This window comes from Nostoc sp., from assembly GCF_036918245.1.
Taxonomy (GTDB): domain Bacteria; phylum Cyanobacteriota; class Cyanobacteriia; order Cyanobacteriales; family Nostocaceae; genus Nostoc.
The window spans coordinates 1-18,755 of the sequence record NZ_JBALEF010000053.1 but is presented as its reverse complement, the minus strand read 5'-3'; the positions used below and the strand labels follow the sequence as shown (position 1 = coordinate 18,755).

The window sequence follows — 18,755 nt, the reverse complement described above, 5'->3', positions numbered from 1 at the left end:
TGGAGTCTACGGACTGCTTTAATGTCACCACGTTCAGAAGCTTTGAAGATTCTCTTTTGGAGCTTATACACGCTACGCTCTAGCTTGCGCCAGTTAATAGAATGCCATTCCACCATCAGTTGTTGAGATTGTGTATTAGACATATATACTCACTACTTGGGACTTTATCTTCCAAATCCCCGTAAGTCTGTTTGCATATTCTGGGCATTACCCCAGACATTGGCTTTTGACTTAATCTTTCCTACTCGCTGCGGTTAGCACCTACTCAGGTATTTGACCTCCTGAGAGCAAACGAGAGGTTATCTCGTTCCGAATGACCATACTATGTACCTTTAGAGTGATGCTATTCGCCGGGTTTATTGGAAGTGCTTGCTGGTCAAATGGGGACTTGCCAGTTCCTTATCCTGTGCCTTTTGGCTCCAGCGCGTTTAGCCTTATTTCGCTGGTTTGTTGTAACGACGATTCAATCGCATCTTCAATCCGAGGCTTTACTCATGGGTACTTTGCTCGATGCTTACCAACTTAGGCTATCAGTAGTACCACCTTTTCACCCCGCTTCAGGCTTTGATAGCTAATCTCAAACCTGGGGGTGATGCTTTCACCGTTGCACCTACGTGGTAGGATTTGAGGGTTCTAGGATACTGTCTCTCACCTACATGGTCATTCAGTTGTCTTGGCGCAGCCTCTCCCTTTGGGAGAAGGTTCTGTACCTTGCGGCTAATCCTCCAAACCCTTCTGGATTTTAGTTTCTAGCCAACGATTCGCACCACCATGCCAACATCTACACTTGACGATCAAGACGCAGCAGCTATCCAAGCCGCCAGAGTTGGGGTTGCAATCTGCGATCGCACCGCCTGGGGACGTATTAAAGTAGCTGGCGACGATCGCCTCAATTTCTTACACAACCAAAGTACTAACAATTTCCAAATACTCAAGCCAGGACAAGGTTGTGATACGGTTTTTGTCACTTCCACAGCCAGAACAATTGATTTAGTAACCGCTTACGTTAGAGAAGATGCAGTAATCTTGCTGGTTTCACCTAACCGCCGCCAGTTTTTGATGGAATGGCTGGATAAATATATTTTCTATGCAGATAAGGTGGAATTATCTGATATTACCCAATACACCAACACCTTCAGCCTGATTGGCCCAGGAAGCGACGCTGTAATTGAAAAGTTGGGTATTGGCGAACTGATCGGCCAACCTTACGGTAGTCACCAAGTATACACGATCGCTCCGGCTGAGGGCGTGCGAATTGCTGTGGGTAGCGGGTTAGCGGCGCCCGGATACACCTTCACTTTCCCCTATACTGACAAAGAAACGGTGTGGAACAAACTGTTAGAAGCTGGGGCGGTAGAGATGAGCGATCGCGCCTGGGATGCCTTGCGAATCTTACAAGGCCGCCCCGCCCCAGATGCAGAACTCACAGATGATTACAATCCTCTGGAAGTTGGCTTGTGGCAAACAATTTCTTTTACTAAAGGTTGCTATATTGGGCAAGAAACTATTGCTCGGTTAAATACATATAAAGGTGTAAAACAACACCTGCTTGGTGTTCGCCTCAGTGCCCCTGTGGAAGTTGGAAGTGTGATCGCAGTTGGAGATGAAAAGGTCGGCAAACTTACTAGTTACACCCAAACAGCTGATGGTTACTTTGGACTAGGTTACATTCGCACCAAAGCTGGTGGTGTAGGATTAAAAGTCAAAGTGGGAGAAACTGAGGGTGAAATAGTAGAAATCCCGTTTGTTTCTCACGAGTATCCGTAATTCAAATCAAAATATCTTTCTCTTTATCCCTAGCACCGTAACAAAATTCATCTACCCAAGAAGCTATACTATGGGCATTTGTAGTTGGTAAATTTACTTTGCTTTTAAACTCTTGTGGTTGAATATTCGGTTGTTTGTCGTTGCTTTTAACCTTAGTAGTAATTGTTAGCGATCGCACTGGTTTGCCATTACTGTCAATCTCAGTGGTAATTGCCAGGAATGCACCTACAGGGATTCGGTTAGATGGCGGGTTGCTTTTAACCTCAGTAGCTAACGCCGCAGATGGCATAGTTTTGGCTTTGGTGTTAACCTCAGCAGTCATTGTCAGCGAGTTTCCTGAAGGGAGGCGTTCAAGGGGCGATTGTAGTGGTTGATATTCGCTTACAAAACCGGAGGCTGGTGTTTTTGCTGGAGTATCTGGAGCAATTTTAGTAGCAAATGCAACTACCAACTCAGGTTGGCGTGTACGAACTACCTCAGTAGTAGCTGTAAATGATGGCACAAGTTTCTCAGGGGTTGGCAAGTTGGAGTCTAGAGTTTTGGCAAGAGAATTAGACGCAATCTTGGTAAGATGTTTATCCTCAGAATACTTCTCATCTAGCGGCTCGTTTTCAGCTTGGCTGGTAGCTATGGAATAGTCTGATTTGATTAAACGTAACTCTTGATCAGGATTGAAGTTAAGACCTAAAGCAGCGACTATTTTATCTGGATCGTTATTCAGATCCAGCATAAAAGAAAGTATTTCATCAAACTGGGGTTCCAAAACAGACAGTGTTGCCAAAATAAAACCGGAGAGAGGACGGCGCAGACCATTGTAAGTGGCCCAAATTCGCATTTTGACCAGCCAGGAAATATTTTGTTTGTAGTAAATAAGCCACTTTTGTTTTAAGGATTGACGCAGCTGCTGGATATTCATTGGATGCCTCACTTCAGTCAAAAAGATTGCAGACCTTAATATTGAAAATTTAGCTTTCTTTCTGGGGATGAAACCGATAATAGAGCATCTGTTTGACTCTTTGACCACCTAGGAAATGATTTTCTATCAGTAAAGATACTTCATCCGGTTGAACGCCGCTATACCAGACCATATCGGGTAATATCAGCACCATCGGCCCATTGCCACATTGTCCTAAACAGCTGCTAGCCGTTACAGTTACACCAGGGATTGGCAAAGCTGTAAAAGCTGCTAAAACCTTGACTGCACCTTGCTTTTTACAAGTACGATTTTGACAAACCCGCACACATTTAGGAGAAGAGTCTTGATCTATTTTTAGGAAGTCTGATGGTTGAGTGATGTTGGTCATTTGTCCTTTGTCATTTGTCATTTGCCAAAAGTCAGAAGTCGGAAGCTAATGACCAATGACTAATGACTAATGACTAATCTATTGAAAGTCCTTTTGAGGCTAGCCATTCCGGGTTGAATATCCGCGACTGATACCGGGAACCACTATCACACAAGATGGTGACAATGGTATGTCCTGGCCCCAATTGCTTCGCTAAAGCAACAGCTGCCCCAACATTAATACCCGTTGAGCCGCCCATTAACAACCCATCTTTCCTCAGCAGTTGGTAAACTACTCGCAAAGCTTCCTGGTCATCGATTTGGATGGCATCATCAGCAGGTGCGCCTTCCATATTGGCTGTGACACGACCGTTACCGATGCCTTCAGTAATGGAATTTCCTTCTATCTTGATTTCGCCAGTTTTGACATAGCTATAAAGTCCACTACCCAGCGGATCGGCTACAACACATTTAATTTCTGGATTTTGTTCTTTTAAGTACAATGCTACACCAGCATAAGTACCACCAGTACCAGTTGCAGCTGTCCATCCATCTATTTTACCATCTGTCTGCGTCCAAATTTCCGGCCCTGTGGTTTCGTAGTGGGCGAGGCGGTTGGCTAAATTATCAAACTGATTTGCCCAAATGGCATTTTCCAACTCAGCAGCTACTCTGCCAGATAGCTTGACGTAGTTGTTCGGGTCTTTGTAGGGTACGGCGGGGACGAGACGAACTTCTGCTCCTAGTGCTGTCAGTGCATCTATCTTTTCTTGTGACTGGGTATCAGGAATAATAATTAGGCATTTGTAGCCTTTGGCGTTGCAAATATGTGCTAGTCCAATGCCAGTATTACCAGCGCTTCCTTCTACAACAGTACCACCAGGTTTGAGTAGACCTTTCTTTTCTGCATCTTCGATGATGTAAAGTGCGGCGCGGTCTTTGACGGAACCCCCAGGATTGAGAAATTCTGCTTTCGCAAGGATTTCACAGCCTGTTTCTTCGCTAAAACTGTTTAAGCGAATTAAAGGGGTATTGCCAACAGCGCCAACGAAGCCATTCTTTATATCCATTTTGACTGTACTTGTGTGAGTCTCTATAAAAATTTTGGCTGATAGCTGTAGTATGATTTACAACTGATTTGCCTAAAATTCTATGATACTTACATTGGAGGGCTTGCCGTTGGTGTACTTCCCTCACTCCTAACTCTCCACTTATTCACTTTCCGTAGTAAACTCTGGCATTACCGTATCCGATATTTCGGATATACTTGTTCCATTCTTCAGCTTGAAATCGATTTTGGAAAGGCCCTACTGCTACATGCGGGCCTCGTGGTTGCGTCCTTTCGAGGACTCCGCCAGATCGTCCTAAATCTTGGGTAAATCGGCCTAAATTCTGCCTAACTTGTGCTGCGATCGCTCTTAACTGTTCGGAAGTGGTGGGAATGGCGACATAATATCTAGAGACTCGTCTATTAGCATTTATATTATTGCGATCGTCTCTATAGTTATAGTTGCCATTGTCTGCATTTATTTCCTGTCCGTTACCAAAGCTGATAATTCGGGCGTTATATATGCCTCGTGACTGTAGCTCATTCACCCGTTGTTGGGCGTTGGCTACTCTGTTAAAAACTCCTGACTGAATTACAGTCCGACCTTGGAACTGGCGAATGTAAGCACTGGGTTCAATCTGACGTATTGCTTCTAGTGTCTGGAAATTACTACCATCAACGTAAACTAAATAGCGCTCAAAGTTCTGGTTATATTGACTAAACTGTGAAGGTTGAGAGGGCTGAAAATTTTGCTCAAATTGATTGTTCGGTAATGGTTGAGGTGGCTGAAAATTCTGCTCAAATTGATTGTTCTGTAATGGTTGGGAGGGCTGAAAGTTAACTTCAGGTTGATTGAAGTCCTCTGCTTGACTTGGTTGTAACTGCGGTGATGGCTGTTGACCAAAGGGAATTGGCGGTGGCGGTAAAATCTCACCAGTTTCTTGAGCCAATAGCACGTTGCTGTTGAAGATTTGTGCTTGTGCTGGGGTAGAGTCGGGAATCAGTACTAAGCATCCTCCCACTAACAAAAAGAGAAGTCTGATAGTGGGCTTCCAACCCTCAGAACTTTGGCGCGGCATTTGAAATGGGATAAATTGACTTGATATTCCTCTCGACATACTCGACATAATAAGTTAGAAAGTAGTCACAGTATTTTTAGGTAATTTCCATCAGGAACTAATTAGTTCACCCTTGTAGCAACTATATAGCGTTAACGTAAAGTTAGCTCATCTGCGTGGCAAAAAATACATCTGTAATTAATCTTAGATGAAAGAGTGAATAGCGATATCTAGGATGGGCTATGCCGACGCTAATTCAGTGACTTTAAAACTGAAGCGCTTTAGTAGCAAGGCTTTGAAGAGTATGTGCTACAATTGGACAACCACGCAGCTATCGTGTCGTGCTTTGTATGAAAAAAGTCGTCGTTGGTCTTTCTGGTGGCGTTGACAGTTCCACCGCCGCAGCTATCCTGCACCATCAGGGCTATGAAGTGATTGGTTTGACTCTTTGGCTAATGAAAGGCAAAGGTCAATGTTGCTCTGAAGGTATGATCGACGCCGCTGATATCTGTGAACAACTGGGCGTTCCCCATCAGATTGTCGATATTCGGGATCTGTTTCAGACGCATATTGTCGATTACCTGGTGACAGGTTACAGTGCTGGGATTACACCTTTACCTTGCTCTCAGTGCAATAAAACGGTGAAGTTTGGGCCAATGGTGCAGTATGCTCGTGAAGAATTGGGATGCGATCGCATTGCCACTGGTCATTATGCCCGAATTAGCTATGACGAAGCAACTGGACGTTACCAATTATTAAGGGCTGTTGACCGCAACAAAGACCAGTCATACTTTCTCTATGATTTGTCTCAAGATTTACTAAGAGCAACGATATTTCCTCTGGGCGAACTAGAAAAAACTGACACCCGCCGGATTGCGACTGAATACGGACTGAAAACTGCTGATAAGCCAGAAAGTCAAGACTTATGCTTAGTGGAAAGTAACGGTTCCATGCGGGCGTTTTTGGATAAATATTTAGCTCCCAAAACAGGCGATATTGTCGATGTTACAGGCAAAGTTTTGGGACAGCATGATGGTGTCCATCACTACACCATTGGCCAGCGCAAAGGCTTGGGGATTGCTGCTGCTGAACCGTTGTATGTGATTGAATTAGATGCGGAAACTAATAAGGTAGTAGTAGGCGATCGCACTAAGGTAACTCAGCCAGAATGCACTGTAAATCGGGTAAACTGGGTTTCTATTGCTGAACCATCAACTCCAATTCATGCCGAAGTGCAAATTCGCTATCGTTCAACGCCTACACCAGTTACAGTGATTCCTTTGGAAAACTCCCGTGTACGTTTGGTGTTTGATGAACCCCAAATTAGCATCACTCCCGGACAAGCGGCGGTGTGGTACGACGGCGAGAAAGTGTTAGGTGGCGGAATTATTGAACAGTTTAGTTAAAAATAACTCTTACCCTATTTTGGCATAAAGCAAAACCACCCTTCCTCACTTGTAAGGAGGGGTATTTTTATTTTTAAATGGGATATATGCCGGAAAAACCTATCTCTGACCAGTTTTTGATACAGCTATTAGAAGGCTATACTTCTACAGAGACGACAGAGATTCAACAATACATAAGTGAGTGGAATGCTGCTACCTATACCAGTGTTGCCCAAAGTATCTTAGACCATGCTGATAGAAAAGGAATTGACCCATTAAAGTATCTACGCAAAGCTCATAACTTTAATAAAAAAGGAGCGATTAGAGTTCCGAAAACTGGATATCGTGGAGATAGTTCAGCTGTATACCGTAAAGGCAATGAATATCTGATTGTTAGACCTGACCAATATGGTACTGAAAAGATAGTTACTTATGGAGTCAATGATGACTAAAGCAATTTTAAATCAGCAAGAATTGATTAATAAAAATATTATTCAATTATTAGCACAGTTGATTAATACTTATCAAAATACACGAGGCGAGCGACAAGAAATTTCTATTCAGTTTCCAGCAGAAGATGAAGAGTTTTCACTTTTAGAAGAACTTGAACTTTTAACAGTAAATCTCAGAGGTTATGCAAGTCAAATTCAAAGCACAGGTCAAATTGTCAATCAAGACCAGGCAATTGAGCAATTACAAGCTATGCGAGTTTTAAATATACCTCAGATTGCGAGTTTTTATTTTGGCAGTAATGGCAATTATGAACAGATAAAGAGTTATATTAGAACCTTAGATTACTTGCGCTTACTACTTTTGGAATATTTGCAGTTTCAGAGTGACTAAAATCATTACTGATTAATCTTGGTTTGACCCTTTATGCTTGGCGATTCTTTCCCCCACAGCTTGGCGGATGTCGTCCCAATCGTCAGGAGTCATCTCAGTTGCATTCCCAGAATTTAGACCTTCTAAAAGCATCGCTTCCAAACGTTCAGCAGCTTGACACTTTTGGTCTTGGCGCACTAACTCACGGAAATATTCACTGACACTGCTGTAGCCACCAGTCGCCACTTTCTCTTCTATATAAGTCCGCATCGCGTCAGGGAGAGATATATTTATACTTTTCATACTTTCTAAATGCTATAACCATCTGGGAAAGTGATATCAGGTTGTTGTATGCTATTAGGGAAAAAGTTTTCTTGCCATGTTATTTGAGGCTTTTCACAAACTATAATAGTTTTATCGAAAGGAATAATACACCATATTTCTCGACAGTATGAAACAAACAAATTTAACTTTTGCTCGTCAAATTTAACTCCTAAAAGATGAGCAAATTCAAATAGTGCTGCTGAACTAATAAAGTCTTCATTACCCAAAATATAGTTATACCTAAGATTAACTTCAATAAAATTATCTCCTAAAGTATCTATTAAGTCATATTTAATTCCAGAATATAATAATTGAATTACTTTTTGAAAAATAGGACTAACTTCATCTTGAAAAAAATCTGTGATCTCAAGTCTCAAATCATCTTCTATCAAATTGTTTAAAGAATCAGACAATTCAGATTTTAAGGAAGTTAAAACAGAAGTAATTACAGGTTGTGCCAAAAGATAGTCAAAAGGGATTAGTAACAAATCCCAATATAAAGATTTTAGCTTTTTAGCAAGATAATTATTTCGGATTTGTTCTAAAAAATCTGATTTTTTTAGTATTCCTAGATGTGCAGTGTAAAAGCTAGGTACAAAAACTACATCTGGTATCTCTTCTCCAACATACGCATATAATTCTCGAATAATTTTAGCGGCTTTTTGATGGTTTAGACGGGTATTGATTACATTTAGCCAACTTTGCTTTTTTTCCGAAAGTTGTCCTTCTTGTTCTAAGGTTAAACAGTATATGTTTTTCTTTGCAGCTCTATGTCTGTAATGAATAAAATTACACTTTTCTTTATTTAGATAAACAAAAATATAACCATATTCATTTATTTCTAACCTGTTAAATCCTTGTTCACAACAGTCTGCTATTTCTGCAATAAAATTTCTCAGATTGTTGTAAGCTTTTCGGATTTTAAACAAATCATCTTTTAAAATAAATTCTGCTGAAGTGTTTACGCTTTCAATTAAATTGCTGTTTAGCTTGGGTAGAAATTCTTTCTGATAATCAACAGATTCAAGAAAGTCATCATCATCATACAAAATAATAACAGAAGATATCTCTCGACCAATAGGAACAGTAAAAAAATCTCCTCCGTTTTCATGCGCCAAAGAAAAAATTATTATAAAATAAGTAGGCTGACCAGCTATAATTATTTTTTTAAGATGTTGTATTGTATTTTGTAAAGAATCAAAATCAATAAATGATTCCCTAAATTTCCAACCATACAGACCAACTCCTTTTAACAAGCCATTTCGCCATTGATAAATTTCATAAACTTCTTCTGGTAATTTAAAAGGTAAATCTTTTGTTATCTCATCAATTTCTTCAGGCTTTAATCCTGGTTGAAGTAATGAGGTAATTTCAGGTGCTTTTGTTATTAAGCAATCCCAGATTCGCTTTAAATTTTCTTTAATTACTGTCATAAAACTGATTCAGAAAAGATAACAATACAGTTTAGTTAAGCTTTTGTTCTCCCCCTGCTTTCCATGCCTTAAAAGATAAATTTCCTTAATTGAACCGTATTGATACTAGGAATAATTGGCAAAATCGATACTTGCGGGGAGCTACGACTACGTGCTTTCTATCAAAAACTACTTCTATCTAATGCCCCTTCAAACTCTTTCAAAGCTTGTACGGTTCCTACTTGGCAAGCTCGTTCAATTGTAGCGGCAACAATTTGAGTTAGAGGGATATTTGGAAAGTTAGGACTGTTATCAGATTCGATGTAATGTCCATCTCTGAGTAAATAAATCCTCAGTTTTTTACTATCGTAAATCCATAGTTCTGGAACTGCGATCGCAACGTATGCATCAAGAGTTGTTTTTGATGTCACATCTGTTTCAATTGCCAAATCAGGAGGTGGATCGTTTGGTTCCAGTTTGCGACGACCGATCATTCTTTGGTAATTCTGGATGTAGAAGCAAGCATCTGGTTCTACCCCCGCTATATTTTCCCGCTTAAAGGTGGTTGAACCGAAGGGTTCATAACTTTTCCCTGCAATCTTCAGCAAGATTTTTACAATATCCGAAATTAAGTCCTTTGATTTTTCGTGTTCGGGTAGAGGAACCATAATTTCTAACGTAAACTTGCTGTAAGCAACTCGTAGCGATCGCTTTTCCCCCAGTTCTTGCAAAATAGACTCAAATTCCTCCCAACTTATATCCTGGATATTCACTGTACTACCAGGCGCTAGCCGCATTTGGCTAACAGGTTTAACAACAAGGGATACAGCAGTCATAAGCAATTCCAAATACAGGAACTATTCTGAAACTTGAGGCTGGATTAGCTTTAGCGTAACCTAATCAGATCGCTTACAGGCTAGTTGCAAAATTTTCTTCTATTCCCTAAACTCTTTTTCTCTACGTACCAGCATTTGATAAGTTAGTACATAATCTGAAACAATAACAGTAAAAGTAAAGAGGGGATTACGTTGAGTCACAATCCAGATGCCATAGCCCCCCACGGTGGACAGTTGGTTAACCGTATCGCCACACCAGAACAAAGAGCAGAGTTTCTCTCAAAAGCTGACTTTTTGCCGCGAGTGCAACTAGACGATCGCGCCGTTTCCGATCTAGAAATGATTGCGATCGGTGCTTTTAGTCCGCTGACGGGTTTTATGAACCAGGAAGACTATGATCGCACTGTGACAGAAATGCGATTAGCTAACGGTCTTGTCTGGTCAATCCCGATTACACTATCGGTAAGCGAAGAAGTAGCTTCTCCATTGCCAGAAGGCGGCTTAATCCGTCTGGATAACTCGATAGGCGAATTTATCGGAGTTTTGCAACTCACGCAAAAATATCACTACGACAAAATCCGCGAAGCAATAAAAGTCTACCGTACTAATGATGTCAATCATCCGGGCGTGCAAGTACTCTATAACCAAGGTACTGTAAATCTGGCGGGTGATATTTGGTTGTTGCAACGCGAACCTCATCCCCAGTTTCCCACTTACCAAATTGATCCAGTTGCCTCACGGCAACTATTTCAAGACAAGGGTTGGAAAACCATCGTCGGCTTTCAAACTCGCAACCCCATCCACCGCGCCCATGAATATATTCAAAAGTGCGCTTTAGAAATCGTTGATGGTTTATTTTTGCACCCATTAGTCGGGGCGACCAAAGAAGATGATATCGCTGCTGACGTGCGGATGCGTTGCTATGAAATTTTGCTGGAACATTACTACCCCTTAGATCGGGTAAGTTTGGCAATTAATCCCGCCGCAATGCGCTATGCTGGCCCTCGTGAAGCCATCTTCCATGCTTTAGTCCGCAAAAATTACGGCTGTACTCACTTTATCGTCGGACGAGATCATGCTGGTGTCGGTGACTATTACGGCACTTACGACGCTCAATATATCTTTGATGAATTTGCACCAAGTGAATTAGGCATTGTGCCGATGAAATTTGAACACGCTTTCTACTGCACGCGCACTAAGCAGATGGCAACATCTAAAACCAGTCCCAGCAGGCCAGAAGAACGCATTCACCTATCGGGGACAAAAGTCCGCGAAATGCTGCGGCGTGGTGAGTTACCTCCACCAGAATTTTCCCGTCCAGAGGTAGCAGCTGAGTTGGCGCGGGCAATGCGGATAGAAGTAACGGTTTAGTTTAGGGCATTGGGCATTGGGCATTGGGCATTGGGCATTGGTTATAAATTATTCTCCCCTGCTCACTTGCTCCTCCACTCCCTACTCCCTACTCCCCACGCTTTTGTAACTTTACAATACAGAGTTCAGCCCTGTAAGCTGCTAACTGATAGCTGAGGGCTGATAGCTAATTATGAAACGTCGCACGTTTTTACAGAGAATTGGCTCAATACTGGCAGTATTGGGGATAACTGAAGCTGAGTGGTTGTCTTTAGGAAATCGCTATTATCAGGCTTTGGCACAACCCAGTCCGCGCAAGTTGGCATTGTTAATAGGTATTAACCAATACCCAAAAACTCCAGCCCTCAGTGGTTGTCTGACGGATGTGGAACTACAAAGAGAACTTTTGATTCATCGCTTTGGTTTCCAAGGGTCAGATATCCTAACCTTAACTGAGGAAGAAGCTAGTAGAGAATTCATTGAGGCGGCTTTTTTAGATCATCTGGGTAAGCAAGCTAAACCCAGTGATGTGGTCGTCTTCCACTTTAGCGGCTATGGCAGTCGTGTCAAATTGGAGACATCGCCAGAAACAATCCAAAATGCTCTGGTGCCAGGTAATGTCAGTCATAATTCACAAAATGAGAAAATAGTCAACTACATATTAGAAGAAACTCTACTGCTATTATTGCGATCGCTCCCTACAGAACAAGTCACAGCAGTATTAGATACTAGCTATTATGCGCCAACCCCACTATTAGGATTAAAAAGTCGCGCCCTTCAAGAATCAGTAGAGACAAAGCTAGCAGCAGAAGAACTTGACTTTCTCCAACAACTTAAAACTCAGAAGTTACCCAGCACGCCGATTGTCTTAGCAGCTACCTCAAATCCCAAGCAGCCTGCCAGGGAAGAACTCTTTTCTGGTTTTAGTGCTGGGTTATTTACCTACGCCTTGACGCAGTATTTGTGGGAATTCACCCCAACTACCAGAATTCAAGTCGCCCTTTCGGATATGGAAAATTCTCTATCCAAATTGGGTAGTAAACAGCAACCAGCGTTATTAAATAGTCAAAAAAATCAACATCTAACGTCTTTACCGCCAGACGGTATTATTGGTGCAGAAGGCGCGGTGAGAGCGATTGAAGAAGACGGCAAAACAGTCCATCTGTGGTTAGCAGGATTACCCCCCCAAGTGCTGCTATACTACGGAGTTAATTCTCGATTCACCTTAGGAACAACAACAGAAGAATTAGTATTGCGATCGCGGACTGGGTTAACAGCAAAAGCGCAAATTTCCCAAATTGAAGGTGTATCCCTACAAGTCGGGCAACTTGTCCAAGAAGCAGTCCGGGTTTTATCCCAAAATATCCATTTAATAATTGCTTTAGATACTGGATTGGAAAGAATTGAGCGGGTAGACGCCACAAGTGCCTTTGCTGCATTTCCCCATGTCTCCACCGTAGTCGTAGGGGAAAAACCAGCTGATTATTTATTTGCCAAACTACAGCAAACACCTAGTCGCTATGGGCTATTTTCTCTTAGTGGCGAACTAATTTCCAATGCCACGGGGGAAGCAGGAGAAGCAGTAAAATTAACAGTGCAAAAGTTAGCACCAAAATTATCAACCTTGCTAGCAGCCAAGTTATGGCGACTGACAGAAAATCAAGGTTCTTCCCGCTTGGCTCTCAAGACAACCTTAGAAATAATTAACAACATATCGCCTCGCGTTATCATGCAGCGCGAAACAGTACGAACTTTCAAAACTGAAACTTCGATTCAAAAATCACTCCCTACTCCGATTGTCCCTATCGGTAGTCGAATGCAATATCGGGTAGAAAACCAGAGCGATCGCCCAGTATATTTAATCTTACTGGGATTAAACAATAATCATACAGCGATCGCCTTCTATTCTTGGGAAACCCCCCAAGAACCAAATACTGCGGACACCAAGCCTCTCCTGAAAGAAGTCGTCATCGCTCCAGGTGAAACCCTCACCCTACCCCAAACTAATACTGCTTTTGAATGGGTGATTTCAGGGCCAGCTTCTGAGTGCGAACACCAACTGATTTTTAGTACTGCCCCCTTTAACGCAACTCTCGCCGCCTTAAACACTGCCAAGTATTCCACAGCCGAAGAAGGGCCAATTGGCCCATTGTTGAATTCTTTAGATGTTGTACAAGCCTTGCTACAAGACCTACATAACGCTAGTGCCCTCAAAACGGAGATGAACAGCACAACAGTCGATTCACATAGCTTGGATGTGAATAATTGGGCAAGTCTTAGCTTTAGTTTTCAAGTGTTGTAAGTAAGTGGGTGTGAATAATTAAAGGTTTGTAGTTAGTGCCTCTACTAAAGCCTGATTTTGCTCATCTGTCCCAACAGTGATGCGTAATTTATCATCTAGTCCAGGCTGCTTGAAGTAGCGGATTAAAATTCCCCGTTCCTTGAGTTTTTGATAGAGATATTCTGCGTTTCCTTCTCTTGGCTGCGCCAGCAAAAAGTTAGCTTGGGAATCCCAGATATGAAAACCTAATTGTTTCAAGTCTGTTGCTAACTTAGTCCGTGATGCCTTAATCTTTGCTACACAAGCATTTTTATAAGCTTGGTCAGTGATGGCAGCCGTACCAATTGCACAAGCGATCGCATCAATGTTATAGCTATCTTTAACCTTAAACAATCCCTGCAACAGTTTGGGATTCGCCACTCCAAAGCCTAATCGTAATCCTGCCAACGAGTACCCCTTAGATAGTGTCCGAATCACGATGACATTTTCGTATTCCTTAACCAAAGCCAATGCATTCTCTTCAGTAAAATCTATGTATGCTTCATCAATCACTAAAACTCCAGATAACTGGCTGGCTAATTTTCGCAAATCATTTGTTGCCACCAGATGGCCCGATGGACTATTGGGTGACGCAATAAATGTTACCGCCCCATTAGCAGCAACTAATTCTTCCAAAGGTAAACTGTAGTCTTTGCTGTAGGGAATCTCAATAATTTCCGCCGCTTGCATTTCTGTTAATGTGCGATATAGCACGTAAGTAGGCATCGGATAAACTACCTTCTTCCCAGGTTCTGCACAGGCTCGAATTACTACACTCAACAATTCGTCACTGCCATTTCCGACAATTATCCAATCACTAGGAACTTCTAAAACTTTACTTGCAGCTTGCCGAAACTCTCCCCCAAAGGGTTCTGGATACCGCCGCAACCACTCACCATCAATATTCCGTAGCACAGCTAATGCCGCAGGCGAAGGAGGATAGGGGTTCTCGTTGCTGTTAAGTTTAATAATTGGTGTACCGCGTTGAGGCTGCTCACCAGGAACATAGCTAGCCATTGTATCAACGTTAGAGCGAAAGTAGTTGGTCATAGGGCATGGTAATAAGTTTTTTCAACGAAAATCTGTACAAGCAGTCATCAATCAAAATCAACTTCTATTAATAGTCTTCAATACAGATAAGGAGGAGATTCAGCAATGGATAAGATAGAAAAATACCGCAATGCTATTAAGAAGATACTTATTGAATATCATGAAATGACTAATGCTGAAATTGCAAAATCTGGAGAAGTGGAAGCAAGCGATCGCTTGGCTTTTGATGAAGAAAGAGATCAATATATTTGGTTTCGGTTTGGCTGGGATGGCAAAAAGCAGATACAGCATATTATCATGTATCTCTGCATTAAGAACGGCAAAATTTGGGTGGAAGAAGATGCAACTAATTTATGCGTTGTTGATGATTTGTTATCAGCCGGGATACCCCAAAGCGATATTGTTTTAGGCTTCCATCATCCTAGTAAAAGAGGTTTCACAGAATTTGCTACAGCCTAAAGAGGCAGGGTAAATGACTATGATTTATTGTTAATTACGAATTACGAATTAATTAAAGAGTTCCCTTTTCCACTGCAGTTTTTCACATCAACCACCCCGCAATCAATTTCGGGGAGGTTAGCCCAAGTCAGTTTTAACTGACTAACACCTTGATAACCACCGCCTTTTAACTAACTTTTATTCTATTCGCCAGGATTTAAGTTGATTTCCTACTATTTTAGCTACTATAAAGTAAGAAAAATCTAATTACCTTTTGGTAATACCATGTCATCGGAAAAACTATCTATTTCTTTACCAGCATCTTTGATGCAGTTTATTGAGAATTACAAAGTGACAAAGGGGTGTAAATCTCGCTCCCAAGTCATTGAGTTAGCACTGGAGTTACTGCGCTATCAGGAATTAGAGCAGGCTTACCGCCAAGCTTCGGCGGAAGTTGACCCAGATTGGGATTTGACGGTAGGGGATGGGTTAACAGATGAAACGTGGTGAAATTTATTATGCTAATCTCAGCCCAGTAGTGGGGTCAGAAATGGATAAACGCCGACCTGTACTGATTGTGAGCAATGATGCTAATAACAGTGCGGCTAGTACGGTGACAATTTTACCGATTACCTCTAACGTCAGTCGTGTTTATCCTTTTGAGGTTTTATTGAATCCAGAGGACAGTGGTTTATCTAAACCTTCTAAGGTACAAGCGCAGCAGGTACGCACGATTTCAAAGCAGCGCATTTTAGGAGATGGGGTAGGTTGTTTGAATCAGGATTTGATGCAATTAGTTGATGCTGCTCTCAAGTTGCATTTAGGTTTGGAGTAGGCAAATTATAATGCATAAGTATCTCCAGTACCAAATTCCGGTCTTTGTCTGATTAAGATTTCTATTTTTTCAGGTTTTTCTGTTGCTCCTTGAGTGTCTACTACGGTTGGATCAATTAATATGTCATTACTTACTAATTGATACATTCCTTCTTTTAATACTTTGACTTTAACTTTGACTCTATTACCAGGAAGTAATTTACCTTTGGCATTGTAATCAGCCATAAGTAAACCACCACAACCTTGAGTTCCTTCTGTTAGGTTTACTAGTAGGTCTCCATTCTTTTTAGTTACTGAGGTTACTATACCTGATAGATACCCTCTTACTCCTGTAGAAGCTTCACATAAGGTTAATCCTCCTGCTTTGCTACCTCTTGGTAATGTTGCTCCTATTCCTAGTATTCCAAATGATATGGTGAGAGCTATTAATGCCAGCCACATTTCTCCATTTGATTTTTCAGCATTCATTTGTATCTCCTAATAGCAAAAATAAATGTTGACTAATATATAGATATTTTTATTTAATTTGAATGTAGCAATTAATTATTTGTTTGCATTTAGTAACTTTACTATAATGTAATCAAGTAAGGAAAATTAATAAAGTCCTTCCTTGACCAACTAGAGAAGAGTAATGATTTAATGTTATTGCTGACCAATAGGATTAGAATTATTCCTAAAACATCCCTGAAAAACAACAAATTTATATCAAAGACTATGAACGTATTTTGGATGAGTTAAAAGATATTTTTTCGAACTTTAAAAAACTAAACAAATAAAAATAGAAGGTTGATAAACCTTAGCTCACAATTTAAGCCTTCTTAATTATTAAGAATAGTTCATTTTTGCAAGTTAAATTTTCTGCCACATTGACAGCTTAAATCTACTTAGATTCCCGCACACAATAATCCAAAGAGCCAGAATAAGGATTCTAAGTTAAATTACTTAACTTTACTTTCCGCACTAATCCTAACCAGGAGGCGGAATTGGAAAGTCAGTCAAGGGATATGTATTGGTTCCAATATTTACCAACCATACTTAGTAAAGATTAAAGTGTCAATCAAGCTTGAGAGTTTAGATTCTCAAGAATTACTCACTGATTTACATAACTTAATAAGCAGCTTGACCCAAACTTGCATAAACTTGCATAAGTTGGGGTTAAGAAACCGAAGCTAGTTAGCTGAAAACTTTACTGTGTATAAGTGGGCGATACTGGATTTGAACCAGTGACCCCATCCGTGTGAAGGATGTGCGCTACCCCTGTGCTAATCGCCCAAGACCTATTTATATTACCATAATTTACTAAATAGCGACGTAAGCTGAAATGCCAAAGGCTGACTTGCTGCGCCTACACTTTTGACGTTATTTTTCATCATTGCCGTATGTCACGCAAGGACTGTCAATTATGAGTGCTGGCTCAAATGAATTGCAGAAAATGACGGTAGAACAATTAACCCTAGATTCGTCAGGGTGAATGCACTTGATCGCTTCTTCTACTAAGGTATGGAAAGCACAATCATTGCAGATAGTCTGACATTTCCCCACGAAATATAAATTTTTAAATGGTATTGCGATCGCACTTCTATCAGTTAAATGAGAACAAGTAGCGACAAAATTAAATGTTTAAATCGCGTAGAGCCAGACGAATTTGCTCGGCTCGTCTACGGTTGACACCGAGATCAGACTCTCCCACGCGAGAAGCCGATCGCAGATGAATTACTGACTCATTAGGAGGTAAATAAAATTCTACATCATCAACAAATTTGAAGATGCGGCTTTTAGAAAGAGCGTGGATATAATTATCTGTTTGTTCTACAATTTCTGTACGAGGAACAACACCGATAACTTTTAGTAAGATTTCTTTAGCTGCATTGCGGTCTACATGATAAGGAATCGGGTTGATGGCGTGTTTTTTATCTGCGTTTTGACTGACAACACAGTTGTCTGAAGCCGGACAAGAACTAAGATGACCATTATCAACTCCCAAGCTAGAAGCTGCCCAAGTAGCCCCAGGAAGTATTAAACTACTAATCAAAGTTAAGAGTATTGCAAAAGCGATACTCCGTAAGAATCGCTGCCGGAACGTTGTTAGCAGACGGTACATAATAAATTTACTCCTTTTGTTCGGTTATTTCGGGTGAGTACTGAGAGTTACCGATTCGCTCTACAGATTATCATTTATCCAGCCACACTCTGAGTTTGGGCAATCACAATGTAGCCTCGCCGACCAGTCCCTTTTGCCATTGTTGCTGCCAATAACGGAATCAAGCCAAAAAAGTGACCAATAATTCAGATTTCCATTGACTACGAACCCAAAATCATTAGCAGGGGTTGCGACTGCATTCCCTGGTGATTCCAGCTTTGACTCAGAAGAATTGGCTGGTATCGGCTTTGTTGTGGCCAATCTTAGAAAGTTTGATGGTTGTAGATGAACATAGGAATAATCCAGCCTTACAGTAACGGGTTTTTAGAAGTTGTACCAGAGAGCGATTATTGGCAGATTGCAGCTATACACATCAATGGCCAAGCTTACTGCCCTACTCCTCAGCTTTATCGCTCAGAAAAAGTGGCATTAGCAAAAGCTACACAAATTTATGATTGGATAGCTAACCACGAACACCAAATCAGCGATGAGGCTTACTACTGCTCTGAATTGAAACTCATTTTATGGCAGCAACCAAAAGTATCTTAGTACAGCATTTCATTAATTTGTAACGAATTAAATTTGGCAATACCTTGCAATGCCAATGCGTCCCGATACAATGTTGATGCGTGCCCCTGCAATGCCATTGCATCCCAATACAATGTTAATGCGTCCCTCTGCAATGCCAA

At 41.2% G+C, this 18,755-nt stretch carries 22 protein-coding genes and 1 tRNA gene; 11 read left to right on the top strand and 12 right to left on the bottom strand.

Annotated elements, in window-relative coordinates; genetic code table 11:
* Window positions 1-116: reverse transcriptase N-terminal domain-containing protein (locus tag V7L12_RS14155; protein ID WP_335084941.1), on the bottom strand; the 116-nt coding region annotated here is incomplete at its 3' end.
* A gap of 655 nt (window positions 117-771) precedes the next feature.
* Between V7L12_RS14155 and ygfZ the strand changes: the two genes are divergently transcribed.
* Window positions 772-1,767, top strand: coding sequence for a CAF17-like 4Fe-4S cluster assembly/insertion protein YgfZ (ygfZ, locus tag V7L12_RS14150; protein ID WP_335084938.1), 996 nt, complete (start codon window positions 772-774; stop codon window positions 1,765-1,767).
* Between the two features lies 1 nt (window position 1,768).
* Here ygfZ and V7L12_RS14145 read toward each other — a convergent pair whose 3' ends face one another.
* From V7L12_RS14145 to V7L12_RS14130, 4 genes are all read right to left on the bottom strand, one after another.
* Window positions 1,769-2,683, bottom strand: coding sequence for a DUF5331 domain-containing protein (locus V7L12_RS14145; RefSeq protein ID WP_335084936.1), 915 nt, complete (start codon window positions 2,681-2,683; stop codon window positions 1,769-1,771).
* 49 nt (window positions 2,684-2,732) lie between these two features.
* Window positions 2,733-3,071, bottom strand: coding sequence for a (2Fe-2S) ferredoxin domain-containing protein (locus V7L12_RS14140; RefSeq protein WP_335084940.1), 339 nt, complete (start codon window positions 3,069-3,071; stop codon window positions 2,733-2,735).
* A gap of 73 nt (window positions 3,072-3,144) precedes the next feature.
* Window positions 3,145-4,119: a cysteine synthase A gene (locus V7L12_RS14135; RefSeq protein ID WP_335084934.1), complete on the bottom strand. Its 975-nt coding sequence runs from the start codon at window positions 4,117-4,119 to the stop codon at window positions 3,145-3,147.
* Window positions 4,120-4,264: 145 nt separating this feature from the next.
* A complete protein-coding gene (locus V7L12_RS14130; protein ID WP_335084932.1) occupies window positions 4,265-5,176 on the bottom strand; it encodes a hypothetical protein in 912 nt (303 codons plus the stop codon).
* A 329-nt stretch (window positions 5,177-5,505) separates the two neighbouring features.
* Between V7L12_RS14130 and mnmA the strand changes: the two genes are divergently transcribed.
* From mnmA to V7L12_RS14115, 3 genes are all read left to right on the top strand, one after another.
* The gene (mnmA, locus tag V7L12_RS14125) at window positions 5,506-6,561 is read left to right on the top strand and encodes a tRNA 2-thiouridine(34) synthase MnmA (RefSeq protein ID WP_335084930.1); all 1,056 of its coding nucleotides are present in this window, start codon (window positions 5,506-5,508) and stop codon (window positions 6,559-6,561) included.
* Window positions 6,562-6,647: 86 nt separating this feature from the next.
* Window positions 6,648-6,992, top strand: a complete 345-nt coding sequence (locus V7L12_RS14120; protein WP_335084926.1) for a hypothetical protein — start codon at window positions 6,648-6,650, stop codon at window positions 6,990-6,992.
* Entirely contained in the window at window positions 6,982-7,383 is a 402-nt protein-coding gene (locus V7L12_RS14115; protein ID WP_335084922.1) for a hypothetical protein, read from the top strand. The genes V7L12_RS14120 and V7L12_RS14115 overlap by 11 nt, the downstream gene beginning before the upstream one ends.
* Before the next feature lie 12 nt (window positions 7,384-7,395).
* Here V7L12_RS14115 and V7L12_RS14110 read toward each other — a convergent pair whose 3' ends face one another.
* The 3 genes from V7L12_RS14110 to V7L12_RS14100 all read right to left on the bottom strand — a co-directional run bounded on the left by V7L12_RS14110 (window position 7,396) and on the right by V7L12_RS14100 (window position 9,934).
* Window positions 7,396-7,665, bottom strand: a complete 270-nt coding sequence (locus V7L12_RS14110) for a type II toxin-antitoxin system ParD family antitoxin (RefSeq protein ID WP_335084919.1) — start codon at window positions 7,663-7,665, stop codon at window positions 7,396-7,398.
* Between the two features lie 5 nt (window positions 7,666-7,670).
* On the bottom strand, window positions 7,671-9,119 hold the full coding sequence (locus tag V7L12_RS14105; protein ID WP_335084917.1) for an SMI1/KNR4 family protein: 1,449 nt from the start codon (window positions 9,117-9,119) through the stop codon (window positions 7,671-7,673).
* Window positions 9,120-9,280: 161 nt separating this feature from the next.
* Window positions 9,281-9,934 carry a Uma2 family endonuclease gene (locus V7L12_RS14100; RefSeq protein WP_335084915.1) on the bottom strand — a complete coding sequence of 218 codons (654 nt, stop codon included), beginning with the start codon at window positions 9,932-9,934 and terminating at the stop codon, window positions 9,281-9,283.
* Window positions 9,935-10,126: 192 nt separating this feature from the next.
* On the opposite strand from V7L12_RS14100, the gene sat reads away from it, so the two are divergent.
* Both sat and V7L12_RS14090 read left to right on the top strand, forming a co-directional pair.
* The gene (gene sat / locus V7L12_RS14095; protein ID WP_335084913.1) at window positions 10,127-11,305 is read left to right on the top strand and encodes a sulfate adenylyltransferase; all 1,179 of its coding nucleotides are present in this window, start codon (window positions 10,127-10,129) and stop codon (window positions 11,303-11,305) included.
* A 172-nt stretch (window positions 11,306-11,477) separates the two neighbouring features.
* On the top strand, window positions 11,478-13,586 hold the full coding sequence (locus tag V7L12_RS14090; RefSeq protein ID WP_335084911.1) for a caspase family protein: 2,109 nt from the start codon (window positions 11,478-11,480) through the stop codon (window positions 13,584-13,586).
* An 18-nt stretch (window positions 13,587-13,604) separates the two neighbouring features.
* Here the strand turns inward: V7L12_RS14090 and hisC are convergent, their stop codons facing one another.
* The gene (gene hisC / locus V7L12_RS14085) at window positions 13,605-14,654 is read right to left on the bottom strand and encodes a histidinol-phosphate transaminase (RefSeq protein ID WP_335084909.1); all 1,050 of its coding nucleotides are present in this window, start codon (window positions 14,652-14,654) and stop codon (window positions 13,605-13,607) included.
* Here hisC and V7L12_RS14080 point away from each other — a divergent pair.
* The 4 genes from V7L12_RS14080 (at window position 14,647) to V7L12_RS14065 (ending at window position 15,927) form a co-directional block, all read left to right on the top strand.
* The gene (locus V7L12_RS14080) at window positions 14,647-14,772 is read left to right on the top strand and encodes an element excision factor XisH family protein (protein ID WP_335084907.1); all 126 of its coding nucleotides are present in this window, start codon (window positions 14,647-14,649) and stop codon (window positions 14,770-14,772) included. The genes hisC and V7L12_RS14080 overlap by 8 nt on opposite strands.
* Entirely contained in the window at window positions 14,760-15,113 is a 354-nt protein-coding gene (locus V7L12_RS14075; protein ID WP_335084906.1) for a XisI protein, read from the top strand. Before V7L12_RS14080 ends, V7L12_RS14075 begins: the two co-directional genes overlap by 13 nt.
* Before the next feature lie 264 nt (window positions 15,114-15,377).
* A complete protein-coding gene (locus V7L12_RS14070) occupies window positions 15,378-15,602 on the top strand; it encodes a ribbon-helix-helix domain-containing protein (RefSeq protein ID WP_334821333.1) in 225 nt (74 codons plus the stop codon).
* A complete protein-coding gene (locus V7L12_RS14065; protein WP_335084904.1) occupies window positions 15,589-15,927 on the top strand; it encodes a type II toxin-antitoxin system PemK/MazF family toxin in 339 nt (112 codons plus the stop codon). Before V7L12_RS14070 ends, V7L12_RS14065 begins: the two co-directional genes overlap by 14 nt.
* Before the next feature lie 5 nt (window positions 15,928-15,932).
* Here V7L12_RS14065 and V7L12_RS14060 read toward each other — a convergent pair whose 3' ends face one another.
* The 3 genes from V7L12_RS14060 to V7L12_RS14050 all read right to left on the bottom strand — a co-directional run bounded on the left by V7L12_RS14060 (window position 15,933) and on the right by V7L12_RS14050 (window position 18,027).
* Window positions 15,933-16,394 carry a hypothetical protein gene (locus tag V7L12_RS14060; protein ID WP_335084902.1) on the bottom strand — a complete coding sequence of 154 codons (462 nt, stop codon included), beginning with the start codon at window positions 16,392-16,394 and terminating at the stop codon, window positions 15,933-15,935.
* A 732-nt stretch (window positions 16,395-17,126) separates the two neighbouring features.
* A tRNA-Val gene (locus V7L12_RS14055) sits at window positions 17,127-17,198 on the bottom strand.
* A 340-nt stretch (window positions 17,199-17,538) separates the two neighbouring features.
* Window positions 17,539-18,027, bottom strand: coding sequence for a DUF1499 domain-containing protein (locus tag V7L12_RS14050; RefSeq protein ID WP_335084900.1), 489 nt, complete (start codon window positions 18,025-18,027; stop codon window positions 17,539-17,541).
* Between the two features lie 324 nt (window positions 18,028-18,351).
* Between V7L12_RS14050 and V7L12_RS14045 the strand changes: the two genes are divergently transcribed.
* Window positions 18,352-18,615 (top strand): hypothetical protein, encoded by a 264-nt coding sequence (locus V7L12_RS14045; RefSeq protein ID WP_104907192.1) that lies wholly within the window; start codon window positions 18,352-18,354, stop codon window positions 18,613-18,615.
* The last annotated feature ends 140 nt before the right edge of the window (window positions 18,616-18,755 follow it).

Bases quoted from the DNA above. Each gene is read 5' to 3' on its own strand.
- V7L12_RS14140 (WP_335084940.1), bottom strand. From the start codon at position 3,071: ATGACCAACATCACTCAACCATCAGACTTCCTAAAAATAGATCAAGAC.
- V7L12_RS14145 (WP_335084936.1), bottom strand. From the start codon at position 2,683: ATGAATATCCAGCAGCTGCGTCAATCCTTAAAACAAAAGTGGCTTATT.
- V7L12_RS14090 (WP_335084911.1), top strand. From the start codon at position 11,478: ATGAAACGTCGCACGTTTTTACAGAGAATTGGCTCAATACTGGCAGTA.
- V7L12_RS14105 (WP_335084917.1), bottom strand. From the start codon at position 9,119: ATGACAGTAATTAAAGAAAATTTAAAGCGAATCTGGGATTGCTTAATA.
- V7L12_RS14060 (WP_335084902.1), bottom strand. From the start codon at position 16,394: ATGAATGCTGAAAAATCAAATGGAGAAATGTGGCTGGCATTAATAGCT.
- V7L12_RS14135 (WP_335084934.1), bottom strand. From the start codon at position 4,119: ATGGATATAAAGAATGGCTTCGTTGGCGCTGTTGGCAATACCCCTTTA.
- V7L12_RS14065 (WP_335084904.1), top strand. From the start codon at position 15,589: ATGAAACGTGGTGAAATTTATTATGCTAATCTCAGCCCAGTAGTGGGG.
- V7L12_RS14120 (WP_335084926.1), top strand. From the start codon at position 6,648: ATGCCGGAAAAACCTATCTCTGACCAGTTTTTGATACAGCTATTAGAA.
- mnmA (WP_335084930.1), top strand. From the start codon at position 5,506: ATGAAAAAAGTCGTCGTTGGTCTTTCTGGTGGCGTTGACAGTTCCACC.
- V7L12_RS14050 (WP_335084900.1), bottom strand. From the start codon at position 18,027: ATGTACCGTCTGCTAACAACGTTCCGGCAGCGATTCTTACGGAGTATC.
- V7L12_RS14100 (WP_335084915.1), bottom strand. From the start codon at position 9,934: ATGACTGCTGTATCCCTTGTTGTTAAACCTGTTAGCCAAATGCGGCTA.
- V7L12_RS14115 (WP_335084922.1), top strand. From the start codon at position 6,982: ATGATGACTAAAGCAATTTTAAATCAGCAAGAATTGATTAATAAAAAT.
- V7L12_RS14110 (WP_335084919.1), bottom strand. From the start codon at position 7,665: ATGAAAAGTATAAATATATCTCTCCCTGACGCGATGCGGACTTATATA.
- V7L12_RS14045 (WP_104907192.1), top strand. From the start codon at position 18,352: ATGAACATAGGAATAATCCAGCCTTACAGTAACGGGTTTTTAGAAGTT.
- V7L12_RS14075 (WP_335084906.1), top strand. From the start codon at position 14,760: ATGGATAAGATAGAAAAATACCGCAATGCTATTAAGAAGATACTTATT.
- V7L12_RS14130 (WP_335084932.1), bottom strand. From the start codon at position 5,176: ATGCCGCGCCAAAGTTCTGAGGGTTGGAAGCCCACTATCAGACTTCTC.
- V7L12_RS14070 (WP_334821333.1), top strand. From the start codon at position 15,378: ATGTCATCGGAAAAACTATCTATTTCTTTACCAGCATCTTTGATGCAG.
- hisC (WP_335084909.1), bottom strand. From the start codon at position 14,654: ATGACCAACTACTTTCGCTCTAACGTTGATACAATGGCTAGCTATGTT.
- ygfZ (WP_335084938.1), top strand. From the start codon at position 772: ATGCCAACATCTACACTTGACGATCAAGACGCAGCAGCTATCCAAGCC.